The 17,336-nt window shown below is 69.8% G+C and carries 17 protein-coding genes and 4 pseudogenes; 10 read left to right on the top strand and 11 right to left on the bottom strand.

Annotated features, from left to right (window positions below; genetic code table 11):
- Positions 1 to 51 precede the first annotated feature (51 nt).
- Positions 52 to 1,700 (top strand): annotated as a pseudogene (locus LRS10_RS24895) (alkaline phosphatase).
- A gap of 103 nt (positions 1,701 to 1,803) precedes the next feature.
- On the opposite strand, the gene LRS10_RS24290 reads toward LRS10_RS24895, so the two are convergent.
- From LRS10_RS24290 to hisI, 3 genes and pseudogenes are all read right to left on the bottom strand, one after another.
- Positions 1,804 to 1,926, bottom strand: a complete 123-nt coding sequence (locus tag LRS10_RS24290) for a hypothetical protein (protein WP_308238012.1) — start codon at positions 1,924 to 1,926, stop codon at positions 1,804 to 1,806.
- A gap of 136 nt (positions 1,927 to 2,062) precedes the next feature.
- Positions 2,063 to 2,431, bottom strand: a pseudogene (locus LRS10_RS24285) (LysE family translocator); the annotation flags it as partial.
- The gene (gene hisI, locus LRS10_RS04035; protein WP_257839079.1) at positions 2,428 to 2,820 is read right to left on the bottom strand and encodes a phosphoribosyl-AMP cyclohydrolase; all 393 of its coding nucleotides are present in this window, start codon (positions 2,818 to 2,820) and stop codon (positions 2,428 to 2,430) included. The gene hisI and the pseudogene LRS10_RS24285, both read right to left, overlap by 4 nt.
- Positions 2,821 to 2,982: 162 nt before the next feature.
- Here hisI and LRS10_RS04030 point away from each other — a divergent pair, with 162 nt between their 5' ends.
- Positions 2,983 to 3,909, top strand: coding sequence for a DUF817 domain-containing protein (locus tag LRS10_RS04030; protein ID WP_257836124.1), 927 nt, complete (start codon positions 2,983 to 2,985; stop codon positions 3,907 to 3,909).
- Here the strand turns inward: LRS10_RS04030 and folE are convergent.
- The gene (gene folE, locus LRS10_RS04025) at positions 3,857 to 4,483 is read right to left on the bottom strand and encodes a GTP cyclohydrolase I FolE (RefSeq protein ID WP_257836123.1); all 627 of its coding nucleotides are present in this window, start codon (positions 4,481 to 4,483) and stop codon (positions 3,857 to 3,859) included. The two genes, LRS10_RS04030 and folE, sit on opposite strands and share 53 nt — an antisense overlap.
- Before the next feature lie 180 nt (positions 4,484 to 4,663).
- On the opposite strand from folE, the gene cysS reads away from it, so the two are divergent.
- Positions 4,664 to 6,079, top strand: coding sequence for a cysteine--tRNA ligase (gene cysS / locus LRS10_RS04020; RefSeq protein ID WP_257836122.1), 1,416 nt, complete (start codon positions 4,664 to 4,666; stop codon positions 6,077 to 6,079).
- A complete protein-coding gene (locus LRS10_RS04015) occupies positions 6,079 to 6,645 on the top strand; it encodes an SRPBCC domain-containing protein (protein ID WP_257836121.1) in 567 nt (188 codons plus the stop codon). Before cysS ends, LRS10_RS04015 begins: the two co-directional genes overlap by 1 nt.
- Before the next feature lie 10 nt (positions 6,646 to 6,655).
- Here LRS10_RS04015 and LRS10_RS04010 read toward each other — a convergent pair whose 3' ends face one another.
- Both LRS10_RS04010 and LRS10_RS04005 read right to left on the bottom strand, forming a co-directional pair.
- Entirely contained in the window at positions 6,656 to 7,675 is a 1,020-nt protein-coding gene (locus LRS10_RS04010; protein ID WP_257836120.1) for a transglycosylase domain-containing protein, read from the bottom strand.
- Positions 7,676 to 7,914: 239 nt separating this feature from the next.
- Positions 7,915 to 8,673 carry a transglycosylase domain-containing protein gene (locus LRS10_RS04005; RefSeq protein WP_257836119.1) on the bottom strand — a complete coding sequence of 253 codons (759 nt, stop codon included), beginning with the start codon at positions 8,671 to 8,673 and terminating at the stop codon, positions 7,915 to 7,917.
- Positions 8,674 to 8,783: 110 nt separating this feature from the next.
- Here LRS10_RS04005 and LRS10_RS04000 point away from each other — a divergent pair, with 110 nt between their 5' ends.
- The 4 genes and pseudogenes from LRS10_RS04000 (at position 8,784) to LRS10_RS03985 (ending at position 12,478) form a co-directional block, all read left to right on the top strand.
- Positions 8,784 to 9,233, top strand: a complete 450-nt coding sequence (locus tag LRS10_RS04000; protein WP_257836118.1) for an iron-sulfur cluster assembly scaffold protein — start codon at positions 8,784 to 8,786, stop codon at positions 9,231 to 9,233.
- A gap of 71 nt (positions 9,234 to 9,304) precedes the next feature.
- Positions 9,305 to 9,577 carry a membrane protein insertion efficiency factor YidD gene (gene yidD / locus LRS10_RS03995; protein WP_257836117.1) on the top strand — a complete coding sequence of 91 codons (273 nt, stop codon included), beginning with the start codon at positions 9,305 to 9,307 and terminating at the stop codon, positions 9,575 to 9,577.
- Positions 9,574 to 11,493: pseudogene (thrS, locus tag LRS10_RS03990) on the top strand (threonine--tRNA ligase); the annotation flags it as partial. The gene yidD and the pseudogene thrS, both read left to right, overlap by 4 nt.
- Positions 11,494 to 11,542: 49 nt before the next feature.
- Positions 11,543 to 12,478 (top strand): glycosyltransferase family 2 protein, encoded by a 936-nt coding sequence (locus tag LRS10_RS03985; protein ID WP_257836116.1) that lies wholly within the window; start codon positions 11,543 to 11,545, stop codon positions 12,476 to 12,478.
- A 6-nt stretch (positions 12,479 to 12,484) separates the two neighbouring features.
- On the opposite strand, the gene LRS10_RS03980 is transcribed toward LRS10_RS03985, so the two are convergent.
- The 3 genes and pseudogenes from LRS10_RS03980 to LRS10_RS24275 all read right to left on the bottom strand — a co-directional run.
- Positions 12,485 to 13,399, bottom strand: coding sequence for a hydroxymethylglutaryl-CoA lyase (locus LRS10_RS03980; protein WP_257836115.1), 915 nt, complete (start codon positions 13,397 to 13,399; stop codon positions 12,485 to 12,487).
- Positions 13,396 to 14,067: a hypothetical protein gene (locus tag LRS10_RS24280; protein WP_308238032.1), complete on the bottom strand. Its 672-nt coding sequence runs from the start codon at positions 14,065 to 14,067 to the stop codon at positions 13,396 to 13,398. The genes LRS10_RS03980 and LRS10_RS24280 overlap by 4 nt, the downstream gene beginning before the upstream one ends.
- Positions 14,068 to 14,422: 355 nt before the next feature.
- Positions 14,423 to 14,923: pseudogene (locus LRS10_RS24275) on the bottom strand (ArnT family glycosyltransferase); the annotation flags it as partial.
- Positions 14,924 to 15,119: 196 nt separating this feature from the next.
- Between LRS10_RS24275 and LRS10_RS03970 the strand changes: the two are divergent.
- On the top strand, positions 15,120 to 15,845 hold the full coding sequence (locus LRS10_RS03970) for a glycosyltransferase family 2 protein (RefSeq protein ID WP_257836114.1): 726 nt from the start codon (positions 15,120 to 15,122) through the stop codon (positions 15,843 to 15,845).
- A gap of 132 nt (positions 15,846 to 15,977) precedes the next feature.
- Positions 15,978 to 16,283 carry a helix-turn-helix transcriptional regulator gene (locus tag LRS10_RS03965; protein WP_257836113.1) on the top strand — a complete coding sequence of 102 codons (306 nt, stop codon included), beginning with the start codon at positions 15,978 to 15,980 and terminating at the stop codon, positions 16,281 to 16,283.
- Here LRS10_RS03965 and LRS10_RS03960 read toward each other — a convergent pair.
- The gene (locus tag LRS10_RS03960) at positions 16,280 to 16,603 is read right to left on the bottom strand and encodes a hypothetical protein (RefSeq protein ID WP_257836112.1); all 324 of its coding nucleotides are present in this window, start codon (positions 16,601 to 16,603) and stop codon (positions 16,280 to 16,282) included. The two genes, LRS10_RS03965 and LRS10_RS03960, sit on opposite strands and share 4 nt — an antisense overlap.
- 33 nt (positions 16,604 to 16,636) lie before the next feature.
- Positions 16,637 to 17,263: a polyhydroxyalkanoate synthesis repressor PhaR gene (phaR, locus tag LRS10_RS03955; protein WP_257836111.1), complete on the bottom strand. Its 627-nt coding sequence runs from the start codon at positions 17,261 to 17,263 to the stop codon at positions 16,637 to 16,639.
- Positions 17,264 to 17,336: the final 73 nt, after the last annotated feature.

Raw genomic sequence — 17,336 nt, 5'->3', positions numbered from 1 at the left:
CTGTGGTGTTGCGCCGACTAATACGTGGGCGATGGTTCAGGGGGAACGGCGATGAAGGTCGATCGACGCAAAGCAATCGCGCTGCTGGGTCTGGGCGCGGCGACGCCGGCAATGGCGCAGGCCGCCGGCAAGGTCGCCTTCAACCATGGCGTGGCGTCCGGCGACCCGCTGCAGGACCGGGTGGTGATCTGGACGCGCATCACGCCGGCGTCGCCGGGCGGAACGGTGGCCTACCGCTGGCGGGTGAACCCGGTCGATCGGCGAGCCGGCGGCGCGAAGCAGGGCTCGGGCGTCACCGGAGCCGACCGCGACTACACGGCCAAGGTCGACGTGACGGGGCTCGACCCGGGCCGCGCCTACACCTTCGAGTTCGAGGCCGAGGGCGTCACGTCGCCGACGGGCCGCACGATCACCCTGCCGAAGGGCGGGACCAAGGACGTGGTGCTCGCCGTGGCGTCCTGCACGCTCTACCCGAACGGCTATTTCAACGCCTATCGCGCCATCGCCGACCTGCCGCGGGTCGATGCGGTGCTGCACTTGGGCGACTACATCTACGAGTACGGCGGGCCGGGCAGCTACGGCATGAACTCGCCCGTCGCGGGCGAGCGGCCACACGACCCGCCGCGCGAGATCATCAGCCTGGCGGACTACCGCCAGCGGCACGCCCAGTACAAGGCCGATCGGACCTGCAGGCGGCCCATGCGCGCGCGCCCTGGATCGTGGCGTGGGACGATCACGAGACGGCCAACAACAGCTGGATGCACGGGGCGGAGAACCATACGCCGGCGCAGGAGGGCGACTGGAACGCCCGCAAGGCGGCGGCGCTGAAGGCCTATTTCGAGTGGATGCCGATCCGCGAGCCGGCGGCCGGACAGGACTTCGTCTCGGCGACGGAGCGGGCGTTCCACTTCGGCGACCTCGCCTCGCTGATCATGATCGAGACGCGGCTGGGCGCGCGCGACCTGCAGCTGGACCTCGAGACGGACCTGCCGGTCGTCGACGGCAAGCCGGACGTGGCGGCCTTCCGCGCCAAGCTCAACGATCCGAACCGCCGCATGATGGGCGCGCGGCAGGAGGCCTGGGTCGGGAAGGAGCTGGCTCGCTCGGTGAAGGCCGGCCACACCTGGCAGGTGATCGGCAACCAGGTGGTGATGGCCAGGGTCAACGCCTTCAGCCGCAAGGACCTGAAGCCCGAGGAGGTCGCCGCTGCGACGCCGCGGGCGCTGCAGCGCCTGGACCGCAACGCCCAGGCGGCCGAGCTCGGCCTGCCGGTGGCGCTGGACATGTGGGACGGCTACCCCGCCGACCGGGAGCGGCTCTACGGACTGTTCCGCGCGGCGCGCGCCCGGCCGATCGTGGTGTCCGGAGACAGCCATTCGTTCTGGGCCAACGAGCTGCACGACGCCGAGGGGCGGCGCGTCGCCTGCGAGTTCGGCACGACGGGGATCACCAGCCCCGGGGCCGGCGAGTTCGCTCCCGGGATCGACACGGGCGAGCTGATCGCCCGGACCAACCTCGAGGTGGTCTACAACAACCAGGTGGCCAAGGGCTTCGTGCTGCTGACCCTGACTCGCGATGCGGCTAAGGCCGACCTGGTGGGCGTCTCCACCATCACGTCGCGAGACTTCAAGGCCGCGCCGGTCAAGAGCTTCCGCGTCTCGCCCGACGGTGACGGGCTCTCGGCGCTCAGCGGCGCGTGAGGCCCGTAAAAGCACGGGATCGCCGGAAGCGGCCGCGGCCGTTTAGCCTTGCCATTGTCAGCACTCAGCAGCCCTCGCCGCCCCCCGCGGCGGGGGCTTCTTTTCAGCGGCGTTCCAGGGCCAGGCGCAGGCCGAAGCCGAGGAAGACGCCCCCCGTCAGACGGTCCAGCCAACGGACGACGATCGCTCGGCGCAGGGCCGCCGCCAGCGGCTGGGTGGCGGCGATCAGGGCGGCGAACCAGAAGACGCTCAGCAGGCCGTGCAGAGCGGCGAGGCCGAAGATGAAGGGGCGCCGCCGGCACGCCCTCGGCCAGGAACTGCGGCAGGAAGCTGACGTAGAAGACGCCGACCTTCGGGTTCAGCAGGTTGGTCAGGAAGCCGCGCCGCATCCAGGCTAAGTCGTGTCCGCCGACCTGCGGCGCGCCCTCTGTGTCGAAGCGGCTCCGCGGCTTCAGCATCAGGTTGAGGCCGAGCCAGACGAGGTAGGCGGCTCCGGCCCATTTCAGCACTGTGAAGGCGAGCTGCGACGCGGCGAAGAGGGCGCCGAGGCCCAGGGCCACGGCCGCGCCCCAGACGAGGCAGCCCGATATGATGCCCAAACCGGCCAGCGCCGCGCGCCTGGGGCCCTCGACGGCGGCTGTGCGCAGGACGAGCGCGGTGTCCAGCCCAGGGGTTATGGTGAGCAGGGCGGCGGCCAGCGAGAACGCCAGCAGGGCCTGTGCGACGGTCACGGCCGCTTGACCAGTTTGCCGTTCTCGATGGTCCGGTAGAAGCAGGACGGTCGGCCGGTGTGGCAGGCGCCGCCATCGCCTTGCGGCCAGACCTTCAACCAGACGGCGTCCTGGTCGCAGTCGATCCGCATCTCCTCCAGCACCTGGACCTGCCCTGAGGTCGCACCCTTGTGCCAGAGTTCCTGGCGCGAGCGGCTCCAGTAGTGGGCCTCGCCCGTTTCCATGGTGCGGTTGAGCGCCTCGGCGTTCATCCAGGCCAGCATCAGCACCTCGCCGGTTTCGGCGTGGGTGGCGACGGCGGCGATCAGGCCGTTGTCGTCGAAGCGCGGCGCGAGCTTCGCGCCCTCTTCGAGGAGCTTCTTGTCGGAGGCGGTGGGGAAGTTGGTCATCGCCGCCATATGGCGCCTCGCCGCCCTGTCACGCCAGAGCAACGATCCGAACAGGCGGCGTCGTCCGATCGTCAGGCCGTGCTTCAGATTCAAAAGTCTGGGCCCGTTCCCGCCCCAAAACCTCTGTCCACGATTGCGGAACGCACTCTAGCGTCGAGGCCGATGAGCCTGAACGATCGGATCAAGCAGGGCGTGGCGGCGCTCGACGCAGCGGCGCGGCCGTGGGCCTCCCGGTCGCGGCTGCGCGGCTGGGCCTACGAGTTCCTGCTGTTCGGCCTGAAGCAGGCGTGGGCCAGCCTGTTCGGGGCGGCGATGCTGGTCCTGCTGCTTGCGACGCGGCTGTGGTGGCTGGAGACGGCGCCGCTGGCACGGTACGATTTCCTCGTGTTGGGTGCGCTGGCCATCCAGGCGTTCATGCTGGCGACCCGGCTGGAGCGCTGGGACGAGGCGCTGGTGATCCTGATCTTCCACGCGGTGGGGACGGCCATGGAGCTGTTCAAGACGGCGCAGGGGTCGTGGATCTATCCTGAGGCCAGCCTGCTGCGACTGGGCGGCGTGCCGCTGTACTCGGGCTTCATGTACGCGGCCATCGGCAGCTATATCGCTCGGATCTGGCGGCTGTTCGACGTGCGGTTCGAGCGCTATCCGCCCCTGTGGGCGCCCTGGTTGCTGGCGCTGGCCGCCTACGCCAACTTCTTCACCCACCACTATATCGTAGACGTCCGCTGGGGGCTGTTCGCGCTTTCCGGGCTGATCTTCTGGCGGACGCGCTTCACCTTCAGGCCGGACCACGCGGTGCGGCGCATGCCGATGATCGTCGGTGCGCTGCTGGTGGCGCTGTTCATCTGGATCGCCGAGAACCTCGGCACCTTCGCCAACGCCTGGATCTATCCCGATCAGGCGGCGGGCTGGCGCGTCGTAGGCCTGGCCAAGCTGGGCAGCTGGTACCTGCTCGTGATGCTGAGCTTCGTGCTGGTCAGCCTCGTGCACCGCCCTGAACGAGCGGAGCGCCAGGCCCCGCCCTCAGGGCGCGCGGCTAGCGGTTCACGAAGTCCAGGAAGCGCTGGCGCAGCGTCGGGTCGGTCTTGAAGACGCCGGTGAACTGGGTGGTGATGGTCGAGACGTGGCGGTGGTGCACGCCGCGCGTGGTCATGCACTGGTGGGCCGCGTCGATCAGCACGGCGACGCCGGCGGGGCGCAGACTGTCGGTGATGGCGTCGGCGATCTGCTGGGTCATGGTCTCCTGGGTCTGGAGACGGCGGGCGAAGATCTCCACCACCTTGGCCAGCTTGGAAATGCCGACCACGCGGTTCGTCGGCATGTAGGCCACGTAGGCCTTGCCGAGGAACGGCGCCATGTGGTGCTCGCAGTGGCTCTCGACCTCGATGTCGCGGAGCATGACGATGTCGTCGTAGCCCTGGACGTCCTCGAAGGTGCGCGACAGCTCCTTCGCCGGATCGAGCTGATAGCCCTCGAACCATTCGGCATAGGCGTCGACGACGCGCTTGGGCGTATCGATGACGCCTTCACGGCGGGGATCGTCGCCGGCCCAGGCGATGAGCGTGCGCACGGCCTCCATGGCCTCTTCCCGCGTGGGGCGCTTCACCGGTTCGAGGTTCTCGTCGGTCCCGATCAGGGTCCGGTCGCGAGCTGGAGCGTCCATGAGAGAGCGATCTTCCTGAGGGCTGAGTTGCGCCGGAACGAAGGTCCCGGAAATGACGCGTGCCACCCTTCTCCTTACGGACCCGCTGGCGCGTTGGCTTCAGGTCCGGCCGATCTGTATATGGGTCGGAGCACCCGAGCGGCAACCGTGCCGCAGCGTTAGCGTGACAGTGACCCTCTGATGAGCCTCGCCCTCTACGACACCATGGCCCGCGAGAAGCGGCCCTTCGCTCCCACCGATCCCGCGCGGGTGACGATGTATGTCTGCGGGCCGACGGTCTACAACTTCGCCCACATCGGGAATTTCCGGCCCGTCGTAGTCTTCGACCTGCTGTTCCGGGTGCTCCGCGAGCTCTACGGCCGAGACGCCGTGGTCTATGCCGCCAACGTCACCGACGTGGACGACAAGATCAACAAGAAGGCCGCCGAAGAGGGCGTGCCGATCGCGACCGTCACCGACCGCTACCTGGAGGCCTACAACGCCGACGCCAGGGCGCTGGGGGCCCTGCGGCCCACCTTCCAGCCGCGCGTCACCGAGACGATGGACGAGATCATCGCCATGATCGGCCGCTTGGTGGACAACGGCTCGGCCTATGCCGCCGAGGGCCATGTGCTGTTCTCGACGGCGAGCTTCCCGCAATACGGCCAGCTCTCCGGCAAGCCGATGGACGACCTCATCGCGGGGGCCCGGGTGGACGTCGCGCCCTACAAGCAGGACCCTCGCGACTTCGTGCTGTGGAAGCCGTCGAAGCCGGGCGAGCCGGAATGGGAGAGCCCGTGGGGCGCGGGCCGGCCGGGCTGGCACATCGAGTGCTCGGCGATGATCGAGGCGGCCCTGGGGCTGCCGATCGACATCCACGGCGGCGGCATCGACCTCGTCTTCCCGCATCACGAGAACGAACTGGCCCAGGGCGTCTGCGCGGCGCATCCGGGCGGACACGGCCAGACGTATGCGCGTTACTGGATGCACAACGGCTTCCTCAACATGGCCGACGAGAAGATGTCGAAGAGCCTGGGCAACGTGGCCCTGGCCCACGATCTGCTGAAGACCTATCCCGGAGAGGCGCTGCGCTGGGCGCTGCTGAGCGGTCACTACCGCCAGCCGCTGGAGTGGACCGACACCTTGATCGAGCAGGCGAAGACCAACCTCGACCGCCTGTACCGGACGCTGGACGACAGCCTGCGCGAAGCCGGCGACGAGGTGGACGAGCCGGCGATCGCGCCGGAGGTGGCGCGCGCGCTGCACGACGACCTGAACACGCCCGCGGCCATGGCGGCGCTGTTCCAGCTCTCGGACGAGCTGCGGGCCGCGATCACCAAGAAGGACAAGGCCGCCGCGGCCCGCGCGCGGGCGCGGCTGCTGGGCTCGGCGAACTTGATGGGCTTCCTCGCGGAAGCCCCGCAGGCCTGGTTCCAGGCAGGCGCCGACGATGACCTGAAGTCGAAGGTCGAGGATCTGATTGCGGCGCGCCAGACGGCGCGGGCGGAAAAGAACTGGCCCGAGGCCGACCGCATCCGGGCGGAACTGGCGGCGTTGAATGTCGAGGTGATGGACGGCCCGTCCGGCGCGACCTGGCGGGTCAAGGAGCAGGCGTGATGGCCTTCAAGCCAGGCGAACTGAAGTCGCAGCCCTTTGGCCGCGGCGGCGGGATGGGGCCCAAGACCATGAGCCTCAAGACCGAGGGTCGGCCCCCGCCGCCGAAAGCCCCGCGCGGCTATCGCGTCGAGGACCGCATCGGGATCCAGGCGCCGGCCGAGGTGATCTGGGAAGTCGTCTACGATCTCGAGAGCTGGGAGGCCTGGAACCCCACCTATACGGCGGCCTCGGGCGTCATCCGCATCGGCGAGCCGCTGACGCTCACCCTGGCGCTGCCGGGCCAGGCGCAGCAGGAAATCCGGCCGCGGGTGATGGAGTGGGTCCCCAACGAACAGCTCCACTGGCAGCTCAGCCTTCTGGGCGGGATGATCAAGACGCTGCGCTACATCGAGATCCAGTCGCTGGCCGAGGCGAGCTGCATCATCGACAATGGCGAGATTTTCGGCGGCCTGATGGGGCCGTCGCTGGGGCGGCGCATGTCGAGGCCCGTGAGGCACGGCTTCCGCGCGATGAACGAGGCGCTGAAGGCCCGGGCTGAGACGATCTGGAGCGAAAGGAAGGGCTAGCTGCCGGCCTTCAGGCCGCGCCTTCGAAAGGTCCGTCGTCGGACGGTTCGGGCGCCGGCTCGGGCCCGATCGGCGGGACCACCAGTTCATCGGGCCGAATCTGCGGCGGCGGGGCCAGGGTCGGCGCGCCGCCGGGGGCTGGAGGCGGCTCCAGCGGCGGATCGCCCAGGCCGCCGAAGTCCGGCGGCGACGTGAGCCCCTCGTCGGAGAAGGTCTCGAGGTCGAGGAGCGGGACGTCCTCGACGTCCGACGGGGCGGCGAAGTCCTCGCGCCGCATGGCGACGCCGATGAAGTCCCGGAAGATCTGCGCCGGCAGCATGCCGCCGGTGACGCGACGCATCGGCTGGTTGTCGTCGTTGCCGACCCAGACGCCCACCACGAGGTCGCCGGCGAAGCCCACGAACCAGGCGTCGCGATAGTCCTGGCTGGTGCCCGTCTTGCCGTACACGCCCGAGCCGGCGTTGGCCGCCGCGCCGGTGCCGCGCTGGACCACGTCGTGCAGCAGGACGAGCAGGCCGTCGCGCTCGCGCCGCGACAGGGGCCGACCTTCGGCGCGCGGCCGGTCCGCCAGGATGCCGCGAGGCTTGACCGTGCGGCCGGCCGCGACGCTCGCATAGGCCGAGGTGAGATTCAGCAGGGTCGTCTCGCCGGTGCCCAGCGCCAGGGTGGCGTCCTCGGGGAGCGGCCCTTCGATGCCGAGATCGCGGGCGGCGTCGATGACGGCGCGAGGACCCACCTGCTGTATCAGCCGCGCGGCGGCGACATTGCTGGACCTGGCGAAGGCGTCGCGCAGGGGCACCGGACCACCCGCATAGCGGCCTTCGTGGTTCTCGGGGCTCCAGCCGCCGATCGTCACCGGCTGGTCCAGCACCGTGGTGTCGGGCGTCATCCCGCGCCGCAGCGCCGCGAGGTAGACGAACAGCTTGAAGGCGGAGCCGGGCTGCCGCTCGGCCTGGACCGCCCTGTTGAACTGGCTCTTGCGATAGTCGAGGCCGCCGACCATCGCCACGACGCGGCCGTCTGTGCGCATGGCGACGAGCGCCGCCTGACCGGCGCTGTAGGGCCCGGCGCCTGCCATCACCCGGCGGACCGAGTTTTGCGCCTGGCGCTGCAAGGCCGAGGTCGAGCGTGGTCCAGACCTCCACCTCGCCATAGGCGCGGTTGAAGGCCTGCTTCACCTGAGGCGAGATCCAGTCGGCGAAGTAGGATCCCACGGGCAGGCTGGCGCGCCCTTCCTGCACGCGCACGCTGCGCAGGGCGCGGCCGGCCTCAGCCTCGGTGATCATGCCGGCGTCGACCATCTCGCCCAGGACGATGCGCGTCCGATTGCGGGCGGCCTCGAAATCGGCGGTGGGGGGCCAGCCGCGTCGGCGCCTTGACCATACCGGCCAGCATGGCCGCCTCGCCCAGGCTGAGCTGTTCCGGGGCCTTGTCGAAATAGTGCCGCGCCGCCGCCCGCAGGCCGAAGACGCCGTCGCCAAAATAGACGCTGGAGAGATAGCGCGAGAGGATCTCGGCCTTGCTGAGGCGCATCTCCAGATAGACCGCGATCACTGCCTCCTGCGCCTTGCGGCGGAAACTGCGTTCGTTGGAGAGGAAGGCGTTCTTGGCCAACTGCTGGGTGATGGTGGACCCGCCCTGGCGGACCTGGCCGCTGCGCAGGTTCGCCGCCATCGCTCGCCCGATGGCTCGCAGATCGAGGCCCATGTGACGGTTGAAGCGCCGGTCCTCGACGGCGATGAAGGCGCTCGTCACGTGCGCCGGCAGGCGGGCGGCGTCGACCGGCGCTTCCTTGTAGGAGCCGCGGCGCGCGAAAGGCTTGCCGTCGGCGGTGATGAGCACGAGCGTCGGTGCGCCGAGCGGCTCCAGGGCGCGCCCGAGCGGCAGCGACCAGGTCAGCCAGAGGAAGACGAGGGCCAGCGTGGCCGCGATCCCGCCGGCGACCTGAAGACGCCGCCGGCGCCACCAGGGCCGCTCGGCCGATTCCGTCGGCGGCGGGCCGGACGCCTCGGCGGGGCTGATTGTCATTCACGAACCCGGAAGACTGCGCTCCTGCGACAACGGCGACGGCCGGTTCGGGTTCGACGGCGCGTTTGCGATTTGACAGAGGCCCCTCGGACGCCGACCTAAGGCGGGCCATGATCGACGACCTCTACTCGGCGAAGTTGCTGCGGCTGGCGGCGGAAATCCCGCACGCCGGACGGCTTGCTGCGCCCGACGGCTCGGCCGAGAAGGTGTCGAAGCTGTGCGGCAGCCGCGTGGTCGTGGACGTGGCCCTCGACGGCGACCGCGTCGCCGACTTCGCCCAGGACGTGAAGGCCTGCGCGCTGGGCCAGGCGGCCGCCTCGGTGCTGGGCGCGAACGTCATGGGGGCCAGCCTTTCCGAGCTGGAAGTGGCCGCCGACCAGTTCCGTGCTATGTTGAAGGCGGGCGGGCCACCGCCCGATGGACGCTTTTCGGATCTTCAGATGCTGGCCCCGGTGAAGGACTATCCCGCCCGCCACGCCTCCACGCTGCTGGCGTTCGAGGCCGCGGTGGAGGCTGTCCGCACGGCCGCCACACGAACTAGCCCCGCCGGCGCGGCTTGATCCTCTCGGCTTGATCCATTCCGGCCCCCAGCGTAACGCAGGGCCGAACCCAAAAAGCATCCGCCGCCGGCATGAACCTCTACGAGAGATGCGTCAGAGGGGCGCTCCGCGCCTACAAGTGGACGCTTTCACCCCTGATCGGCCGCCACTGCCGGTTCGCCCCGAGCTGTTCGGAGTATGCGGCGCAGGCGCTGATCGGGCATGGACCGGTGCGCGGCTCCTGGCTGACCGTGCGCCGGCTGTGCCGTTGTCATCCCTGGGGCGCGTCGGGCTGGGACCCGCCGCCGCCGCCGCCGCGCCGCCCCAAGGACGGGCGGGGCGCGAACTGGACGTGTGAGACATGATCGAACTGGTTTTTCCCGACGGCTCCAAGCGTGAATTCGCAGAGGGCGTGACGGGCCGCGAGATCGCCGCCGGCATCTCGAAGAGCCTCGAGAAGAAGGCGATCCTGGTGGAGGTGGACGGCGAACTGCTGGACCTCGACCGCAAGCTCGAGAAGGGCGGCGCGTTCAAGATCCTGACGCGCGAGGCGCCCGAGGCGCTGGAGACGATCCGCCACGACGCAAGCCACGTGCTGGCCGAGGCGGTGCAGGAGCTGTTCCCCGGGACGCAGGTCACCATCGGCCCGGCGATCGAGGACGGCTTCTACTACGACTTCGCGCGTGACGAGCCGTTCAGCCTGGACGACCTCGCCAAGATCGAAGAGCGGATGAAGCAGATCGTCGACCGCGACGAGCCCATCCAGCGCGAGGAGTGGGACCGCGACGAGGCGATCAGGCACTTCCGCGAGATCGGCGAGGAGTACAAGGCGCAGATCATCGAGGCCATCCCGGCCGGCGAGAAGATCACGGTGTATCGCCAGGGCCAGTGGAAGGACCTGTGCCGCGGGCCGCACCTGCCGTCGACGAAGCATGTCGGCAAGGCCTTCAAGCTGACGAAGCTGGCCGGCGCCTACTGGCGCGGCGACCATCGCAACGCCCAGCTGCAGCGTATCTACGGCACGGCGTGGGCCTCGGAAGCCGACCTCGAGGCTTACATCCGGCGCCTGGAGGAGGCCGAGAAGCGCGACCACCGCAAGCTCGGCCGGGCCATGGACCTCTTCCACATGCAGGAAGAAGGCAAGGGCATGGTGTTCTGGCACGAGAAGGGCCTGACGCTGTGGCGCACGGTGGAAAGCTATGTCCGCCGCCGCCTCGACGAAGCCGGCTATCGGGAAGTGCGCACGCCGCAGGTCCTGGATCGCGTGTTCTGGGAGAAGTCCGGCCACTGGGACAAGTACCGGCGGAACATGTTCGTGTGCGAAACGGAGGAGGGCGAGGAGCTTTCCCTGAAGCCGATGAACTGCCCGGGCCACGTGCAGATCTTCAAGTTTGGCCAGAAGTCGTACCGCGACCTGCCGCTGCGCATGGCCGAGTTCGGGGCGTGCCACCGCTATGAACCGTCAGGTTCGCTGCACGGGCTGATGCGGGTGCGGGCGTTCACCCAGGACGACGCCCACATCTTCTGCCGCGAGGACCAGATCGAGGAGGAGACGGCCCGGTTTATCGAGCTGGCCAACTCCATCCATTCGGATTTCGGTCTCGAGCGCGATCACATCGCGCTCGCCACGCGGCCCGAAATCCGCGCCGGCTCGGACGAGTTCTGGGACAAGGCCGAGGCGCAGATGCTCTCGGCCGCCCGAAAGGCCGGCGTCGAGCCGATCATCGCCGAGGGCGACGGCGCGTTCTATGCGCCCAAGCTGGACTGGGTGCTCAAGGACTCCATCGGCCGCACCTGGACGTGCGGCACGATCCAGCTGGACTACGTGCTGCCGGAGCGTCTGGGCGCCGAGTACGTGGCCGAGGACGGATCAAAGCAGCGCCCCGTGATGTTGCATCGGGCGATCTGCGGCTCGCTGGAGCGCTTCATCGGCGTGCTGATCGAAAACTATGCCGGCGCGTTCCCCTTGTGGCTGGCGCCCGTTCAGGTTGTAGTGGCGACGATCACCTCGGACGCCGACGACTATGCGCGGAAGGCCGTCGAGGAGCTCAAGGCGAAAGGCCTGCGTGTGGAACTCGACCTGCGCAACGAGAAGATCAACTACAAGGTCCGCGAGCACAGCCTCGCGAAGGTGCCTGTGATCGCCGTGGTCGGCCGCCGTGAAGCCGACGAAGGCAAGGTGGCCCTGCGGCGCCTGGGTTCGGACCGGCAGGAGATCCTTGCGCTGGCCGAGGCCGGGAACGTGCTTGCCACGGAAGCGACTCCGCCCGATCTTGCGCGGAAGGCGCAGCCCGGGGGGCGGCCGAGGGTTGGAACCGAGAGGAGGCTGGATGAACGGCGTCGCCGCACCCATCGTCGCATCCACTCGCGCGCCCACGGCCGAAGCGCTGCGGCCCCGCCGCAGCGTCTCCGTGGTGATGGTTGTCTACATGACCGGCGAGGCGCTGGAACAGAGCCTCGAGCGCGTGTTGGCCGACCCGCTGGTCGACGAGTTCGTCATCGTGGACAACGGCTCCAGCCCCGTAGAGGCCCAGCGCCTCCGCGGCCTGGCGGCGCGCGACGACCGGGTGCTGCTGCTGACCGGTCACGGCAACGTCGGGTTCGCCCGGGGCGCGAACCTGGGCGCCCGCAACGCCCAGGGCGACCTGCTGGTGTTCCTCAACCCTGACGCCTTCCTGCAACCAGGCTGCATCGCTGAGCTGGTGCGCGAGGTGGAGACCCGCGCCTCGCCCTGCATCGTCGGCGGCCGCGTGCTGAACGCCGACCGGACCGAACAGCGCGGCGCGCGACGCGGGGACATCACCCCGATGAGCGCGCTGCTTTCGCTGAGCGGCCTGGCCCGCAGGCTGCCCGGGCTGGGGCGCTATGAGGTGCACTGGGAGGACGAAACCCTGCCCGAGGGCGCGGCGCCGGCGCCCACCATCTCGGGCGCCTGCTTCTGCATGCGGCGGAGCGACTTCGACGCCGTCGGCGGCTTCGACGAGGGCTATTTCCTGCACGTCGAGGACGTGGACCTGTGCTGGCGCGTCCGCGAGGCGGGCGGCGAGGTGCTGTTCCACCCCAAGGCCGAGGTGGTCCACCTGGGTCACACCAGCCTGGCCAGTCCGTTGAAAGTCGAGTTCCACAAGGGCGTGGGCCTGGCCCGCTACTTCCGCAAACGCGCTGCGGGCGTGGGCCAGCAGGCGCTCGCCTGGCTGCTGTCCCCTGTGATCGTCGCCACCGCCCTCGTGCGGCCTCTCATGTGGCGGATGAAGGCCCGGCCTTAGGGGCCGTCAGGCCGCCGCCGGCTTCGGGAGCGGGAACGGCCCGGCCTTGGTCAGCGAGGCGGCCGGGGCCTTGCCCAACAGGTCCGACACCCACTTGCCGATGCCGATCAGCTTGCCCAGGTCGTAGCCGGTCTCGAAGCCGGCGCGCTCCAGCATGTAGACGAGATCCTCGGTCCCGACGTTGCCGGTGGCATTCGGCGCGAACGGGCATCCGCCCAGCCCGCCGACACTGGCGTCGAGCACGTCGACCCCCGCCTCGACGCCCGCGAAGGCATTGGCGAGGCCGGTGTTGCGCGTGTCGTGGAAGTGGAGGCGAAGCGGAGTCTTGCCAGCGGCCTTGCGGGCAGCCTCCACGCGCTTGCGCACGGTCCAAGGGTCGGCGACCCCGATGGTGTCGGCCAGGGCGATCTCGGCGACCCGCATGTCGGCGGCCGCGCGGACGATTTCCACAACGCGCTCCTCGGGCACCTCGCCGTCGAAGGGGCAGCCGAAGGCCACCGAGACGGTGACCGAGATCGGCGGGTCCTCCAGGCGGCGTGCGGCGACGATCGCACCGAGCGCGTCCACCTGCTCGGCCACCGAGGCGCCCTGGTTGCGGATGCCGAAGCCGTCCGTGGCGCAGACCACGACATTGGCCTCGTCGCACTTGGCCTCGACGCAGCGGTCCCAGCCGCGCTGGTTCAGCACAAGGCCTATGCGCGAGCGGCCGGAGGTTTTCGGCAGAGCCGCCATGATCTCCTCGGCGCCGGCCATCTGCGGCACGCGCTTGGGATTCACGAAGGAGACCACTTCCATGCGCCGGGCGCCGGCGTCCTCGAGCCTGCGGATCAGCTCGAGCTTCTGCTCCACCTCGAGCAGCGTCTTCTCGTTCTGCAGGCCATCGCGCGGGCCCACTTCCACGATCTCGATCCGGCGGCTCATGGCCTCACCTCACGCACCTGATGGGCGGGCATGTAGACCCGCAGCGTCACCTCGTCGCCCTTGGAATAGTTCAGGCCGTCGACCCGAGCCACTTCACGTACGGTGACTCCTCGCGCGGCGAGATGCTCGCGGAACGGCGCCTCCTCGCGGGCTTCGACGATCGCCGGACGGTTCTCGGCGATGGCCTGGGCGGCCTCGGCGGGGCCGAAGAGCTCGGTGGGCGTGCCGAGCGCGAAGACGAGGCTGGGTTCGGCGTAGCCCGCCACCGCGACCGGCGCTTCGGCGACGCCCTGGCGGGGCAGCAAGCGGAGGTCGGCCATGGCGCGGCCAACCCGGGCGGAAGTCCAGAGCGGATCGAGGCGCGGCACGAGGGCGGCGGCCAAGGCGCCGTGGGCGGCGACGGCGAGCCCGAGGGCGGCGGCGGTCCCCGCGCGCGGCGCGTCCCGGATCGTCAGATAGCCGCCGACGAGACCGGCCGCGAGAAGCAGCGCGGCCGTCAACGCCGCGGCCCACGCGTCGGACGGATCGCCGTAGAGGCTCAGCAGGTAGATCACCCCGCCGGCGAGGGCGAGGCCGACGAGCGCGGCGAGGATGGCCCCGATCCAGCGGGCCCGCGGGCCGATCGGCTGGACAAAGGGCCGCGGCGGCCAGCCAGGCCAGGGCGCCATAGGCGGGCAGCGGATAATGCGGGAGCTTGGTCGGCATCAGCTCGAACAGCAGCCAGGCCGGAAGCAGCCAGGCCACCGCGAAGCGGACCCCCGGCTCGCTGCGCCGGGTCCAGGCGACGGCCAGGGCGGCCGGCAGCAACAGGGTGATCGGAAAGGCCAGCAGCGGCGTGAGCAGGGTGTGATAGCCCGGTGGCGCGCCGTGGCTCTCCTGGCCGCCCGCCAACTTGGGGGCGAGGTCGGCGCCGATGGCCTCGGTCCAGAACCCGCCGTCGGTGGCCACGGTGACGGCGCCCGCCCACGGCCCGACGACTGCAAGGATGGCGATAAAGCCCCAGTACCAGCGCAGCCGCGCGATCCAGCCGACGCGGCGATCCGAGAGGGCCAGGGTGAGCATGGTGAGCGCGACCACGAGAGGGCCGACGGGCCCCTTCACCAGAATCGAGACGGCGAGTCCCGCCCAGAACAGCGGCTCGGTTCGCCGCCCCGCCGGCGGCCCGCCGCGCGCGGCGGCGTAGAGGCGTCCCAGGGCGGCGAGCGCAAGGGTGACCGAGCCCGCCAGCACGGCGTCCGTCTTGGCGATGAAGGCCTCTGTCGAAAGCAGGAACGTCGCGCCCAGCAGCGCGCCGGCCGCCAACCCGGCCGGGCCTCCGAAGAACGCGGCCGCGCCCCAGGCGCAGGCTGCGGCGGCGAGCATCGCCCCCAGCAGCGACGGCAGGCGATAGGCCCAGATCTCCCGGGCCTCGGGACTGGAGACGAGGTCGACGCTGGCGGCCTGCAGCCAATGGATGCCCACCGGCTTCTTGAAGCGCGGCTGATCCTGGAACTGGATGACGACATAGTCGCCTGTCTCGAGCATCTGGGCGGTGGCTTGGGCGAATCGCGACTCGTCGCGATCCAGCGGCGGTACGGCCAGCAGGCCCGGCAGGCCGGCCACGAAGGCGATGAAGGCGGCGCCCGCAGGCCCCCGCCAGCCGCGGCTCCAGTCGGTGATCAGGCGCTCGAGCGTCATTGCGCCTCTAGTAGCACGATCCGTCCTTCCGCTATGGGGAGGCATGGCGAACACGCCCGACATCTCCGTTGTGGTCCCGGTCTTCGACGAGGAGGGCGCAGCGCCCGCGCTCGCGCGGGAGATCGCGGCTGCGTTCGTGGGCCGCAATTTCGAGATCGTCTTCGTCGATGACGCCAGCCGCGACGGCACGCGCGCGGCGCTGTCGGCGCTGAAGGCCGAGATTCCGCAGCTGCGGGTGGTGGGGCACCGCCAGAACGCGGGCCAAAGCCGCGCGATCCGCACCGGGGTGCTGGCGGCGCGGGGGCCGATCATTCTGACCCTCGACGGGGACGGCCAGAACGACCCGGCGGACGGTCCCGGTCTGGTGGACGCGCTGGCGGCCGGCCCCGACGACCTCGCCATGGTCGGCGGGGAACGGGTGAAGCGCCAGGACAGTCAGGCGAAGAAGATCGCCTCGAAGGTCGGAAACGGAGTCCGCAAGCGCCTGCTGAAGGACACCGCCAACGACACCGGCTGCGGGCTGAAGGCTTTCCGCCGTGAGGCGTTCCTGCGGCTTCCCTACTTCGACCATATGCACCGCTATCTGCCGGCGCTGATGATCCGGGAAGGCTTCCGTTCGGAGTTCCGGCCGGTGAACCACCGGCATCGGCAGACCGGCCGGTCGAAGTACACCAACCTCGGCCGCCTCTGGGCCTCGCTGTCGGACCTGTTCGGGGTGATGTGGCTGCAGTCGCGCGCCCGCATCCCCGGCGGCTGGGACGAGGTCTAGCCCCGCCTCAGGTGAGGGCGGTGAAGATCAGGGTGACGACGGCCAGGTCGAAGGTCTTCAGCACGAATTGAATCATCGCCGGGTCCGTGATCGAAGGTTGCGATCACGGTTAAGCAAGTCCGGCGCCAACCCATGGCTCTCTTCTTCGATGCGGAATGGTTCGACGCCCGGCTCTCCGAGCGGGGGCTGTCGCGCGCGGTGCTGGCGACCGCGGCCGGGATCGGTGCGGACGAGCTCACGCTCATCTTCAAGGATCAGCGGGAACTTTCCGCCCGCGAGGTGGCGGCTTTTGCCGAGCTCCTGGGCGTGACGGCGGCGGAGGTTGCCGATCGGGCCGGGATTTCGACGCCGACGCCCCAGGACGGTGAGGACCGGATCGGCGCGCTGGAGCGGCGGGTGGCGGCGCTGGAGGCGGAGCTCGCCAAGCTCAGAGGCTAGATTTCGGTCTTCGCGTTGCGGCCGGCGCGGGCGCGGCGGTCCTTCGAGCCCGACCACTCGACCTTGTTGTAGGCGCCACGGGCGGCCTCGATGTGCAGCGGGCCGGCGCGCAGGCCGCGCTTCTGGCCATCCTGGCCGATGAGCTGCGCGGTGAAGACGGCGCCCGGATCGCCATCGCCGGACGGCGGCGACTTGGCCGCGGGCGCAACCGCCGGAAGGCGAACGATCTTCGGTTCGTCCATCCCCTCGTGCGGGTCCTGATCGGCGCGGACGAGGCCGCCTACCTGGGTAACGCGCCGGATGCGGTCAATTCGGGACATCATGACCCCTAAACTGCAAAGGGTGCGCCAGGTTCAACCCTTGGACGCAAGCTTCTCGATCTGAGCCTGCATTTCGGCCATCTGCTTGCGCAGCTGGTCGAGGGCCTCGTCGTCGGCCTTCGGCGCCGCGGCAGGGGCGGGGGTCGGCTCCTCGGCCTTGCCGGCTGGCGCGTAGGCGAAGGGCGAGAACATCTTCATCGCCCGATCAAAGAGCTGCAGGTTCTGGCGGATCTGGTCCTCGTAGACGCCCATCCCGGCTCCAGCGCCCGGCGCGAGGCCCGCGCCGCTCATCGCCGCGCGCAGCCGCTCTTGCTGCTGTGCGAACGAGGCCAGCGACAGTTCCAGATAGCTCGGCAGGAAGGCCTGCATCGAGTTGCCGTAGAAGCTGATCAACTGCCGGAGGAACTGGATCGGCAGCAGGGACTGGCCCTGGCTCTTTTCCTCCTCCTCGAAGATGATCTGGGTGAGGACCGTGCGGGTGATGTCCTCGTTGGTCTTGGCGTCGTAGACGACGAAGTCGACGCCCTTCTTCACCATCTCGGCGAGATGTTCGAGGGTGACGTAGCTGGACGAGGCCGTGTTGTAGAGCCGCCGGTTGGCGTACTTCTTGATGACGACGCGCTCGCCCTCGGCGGCGCCGGACTCCTGGGTGTCTGCCATCCCTGACCCTTATGCGTAGGCGGCGCCGGGCGCGGCCTCGTTCTGCAGCGCAGTATCGCGGATGCGAGCGCAT

This window comes from Phenylobacterium sp. J426 (assembly GCF_024699945.1).
In the GTDB taxonomy this organism is placed as follows: Bacteria; Pseudomonadota; Alphaproteobacteria; order Caulobacterales; family Caulobacteraceae; genus Phenylobacterium.
This window is presented reverse-complemented; position numbering and strand designations above follow the sequence as displayed.

Excerpts from the sequence above, each read along its gene's own strand:
- LRS10_RS03985 (WP_257836116.1), top strand. The coding sequence starts at position 11,543 with ATGAACGGCGTCGCCGCACCCATCGTCGCATCCACTCGCGCGCCCACG.
- LRS10_RS04015 (WP_257836121.1), top strand. The coding sequence starts at position 6,079 with ATGGCCTTCAAGCCAGGCGAACTGAAGTCGCAGCCCTTTGGCCGCGGC.
- LRS10_RS04005 (WP_257836119.1), bottom strand. The coding sequence starts at position 8,673 with ATGACAATCAGCCCCGCCGAGGCGTCCGGCCCGCCGCCGACGGAATCG.
- LRS10_RS03980 (WP_257836115.1), bottom strand. The coding sequence starts at position 13,399 with ATGAGCCGCCGGATCGAGATCGTGGAAGTGGGCCCGCGCGATGGCCTG.
- LRS10_RS03965 (WP_257836113.1), top strand. The coding sequence starts at position 15,978 with ATGGCTCTCTTCTTCGATGCGGAATGGTTCGACGCCCGGCTCTCCGAG.
- folE (WP_257836123.1), bottom strand. The coding sequence starts at position 4,483 with ATGGACGCTCCAGCTCGCGACCGGACCCTGATCGGGACCGACGAGAAC.
- LRS10_RS04000 (WP_257836118.1), top strand. The coding sequence starts at position 8,784 with ATGATCGACGACCTCTACTCGGCGAAGTTGCTGCGGCTGGCGGCGGAA.
- hisI (WP_257839079.1), bottom strand. The coding sequence starts at position 2,820 with ATGACCAACTTCCCCACCGCCTCCGACAAGAAGCTCCTCGAAGAGGGC.
- LRS10_RS03960 (WP_257836112.1), bottom strand. The coding sequence starts at position 16,603 with ATGTCCCGAATTGACCGCATCCGGCGCGTTACCCAGGTAGGCGGCCTC.
- LRS10_RS24280 (WP_308238032.1), bottom strand. The coding sequence starts at position 14,067 with ATGGCGCCCTGGCCTGGCTGGCCGCCGCGGCCCTTTGTCCAGCCGATC.
- phaR (WP_257836111.1), bottom strand. The coding sequence starts at position 17,263 with ATGGCAGACACCCAGGAGTCCGGCGCCGCCGAGGGCGAGCGCGTCGTC.
- LRS10_RS04030 (WP_257836124.1), top strand. The coding sequence starts at position 2,983 with ATGAGCCTGAACGATCGGATCAAGCAGGGCGTGGCGGCGCTCGACGCA.
- cysS (WP_257836122.1), top strand. The coding sequence starts at position 4,664 with ATGAGCCTCGCCCTCTACGACACCATGGCCCGCGAGAAGCGGCCCTTC.
- LRS10_RS04010 (WP_257836120.1), bottom strand. The coding sequence starts at position 7,675 with ATGCGCACAGACGGCCGCGTCGTGGCGATGGTCGGCGGCCTCGACTAT.
- LRS10_RS03970 (WP_257836114.1), top strand. The coding sequence starts at position 15,120 with ATGGCGAACACGCCCGACATCTCCGTTGTGGTCCCGGTCTTCGACGAG.
- yidD (WP_257836117.1), top strand. The coding sequence starts at position 9,305 with ATGAACCTCTACGAGAGATGCGTCAGAGGGGCGCTCCGCGCCTACAAG.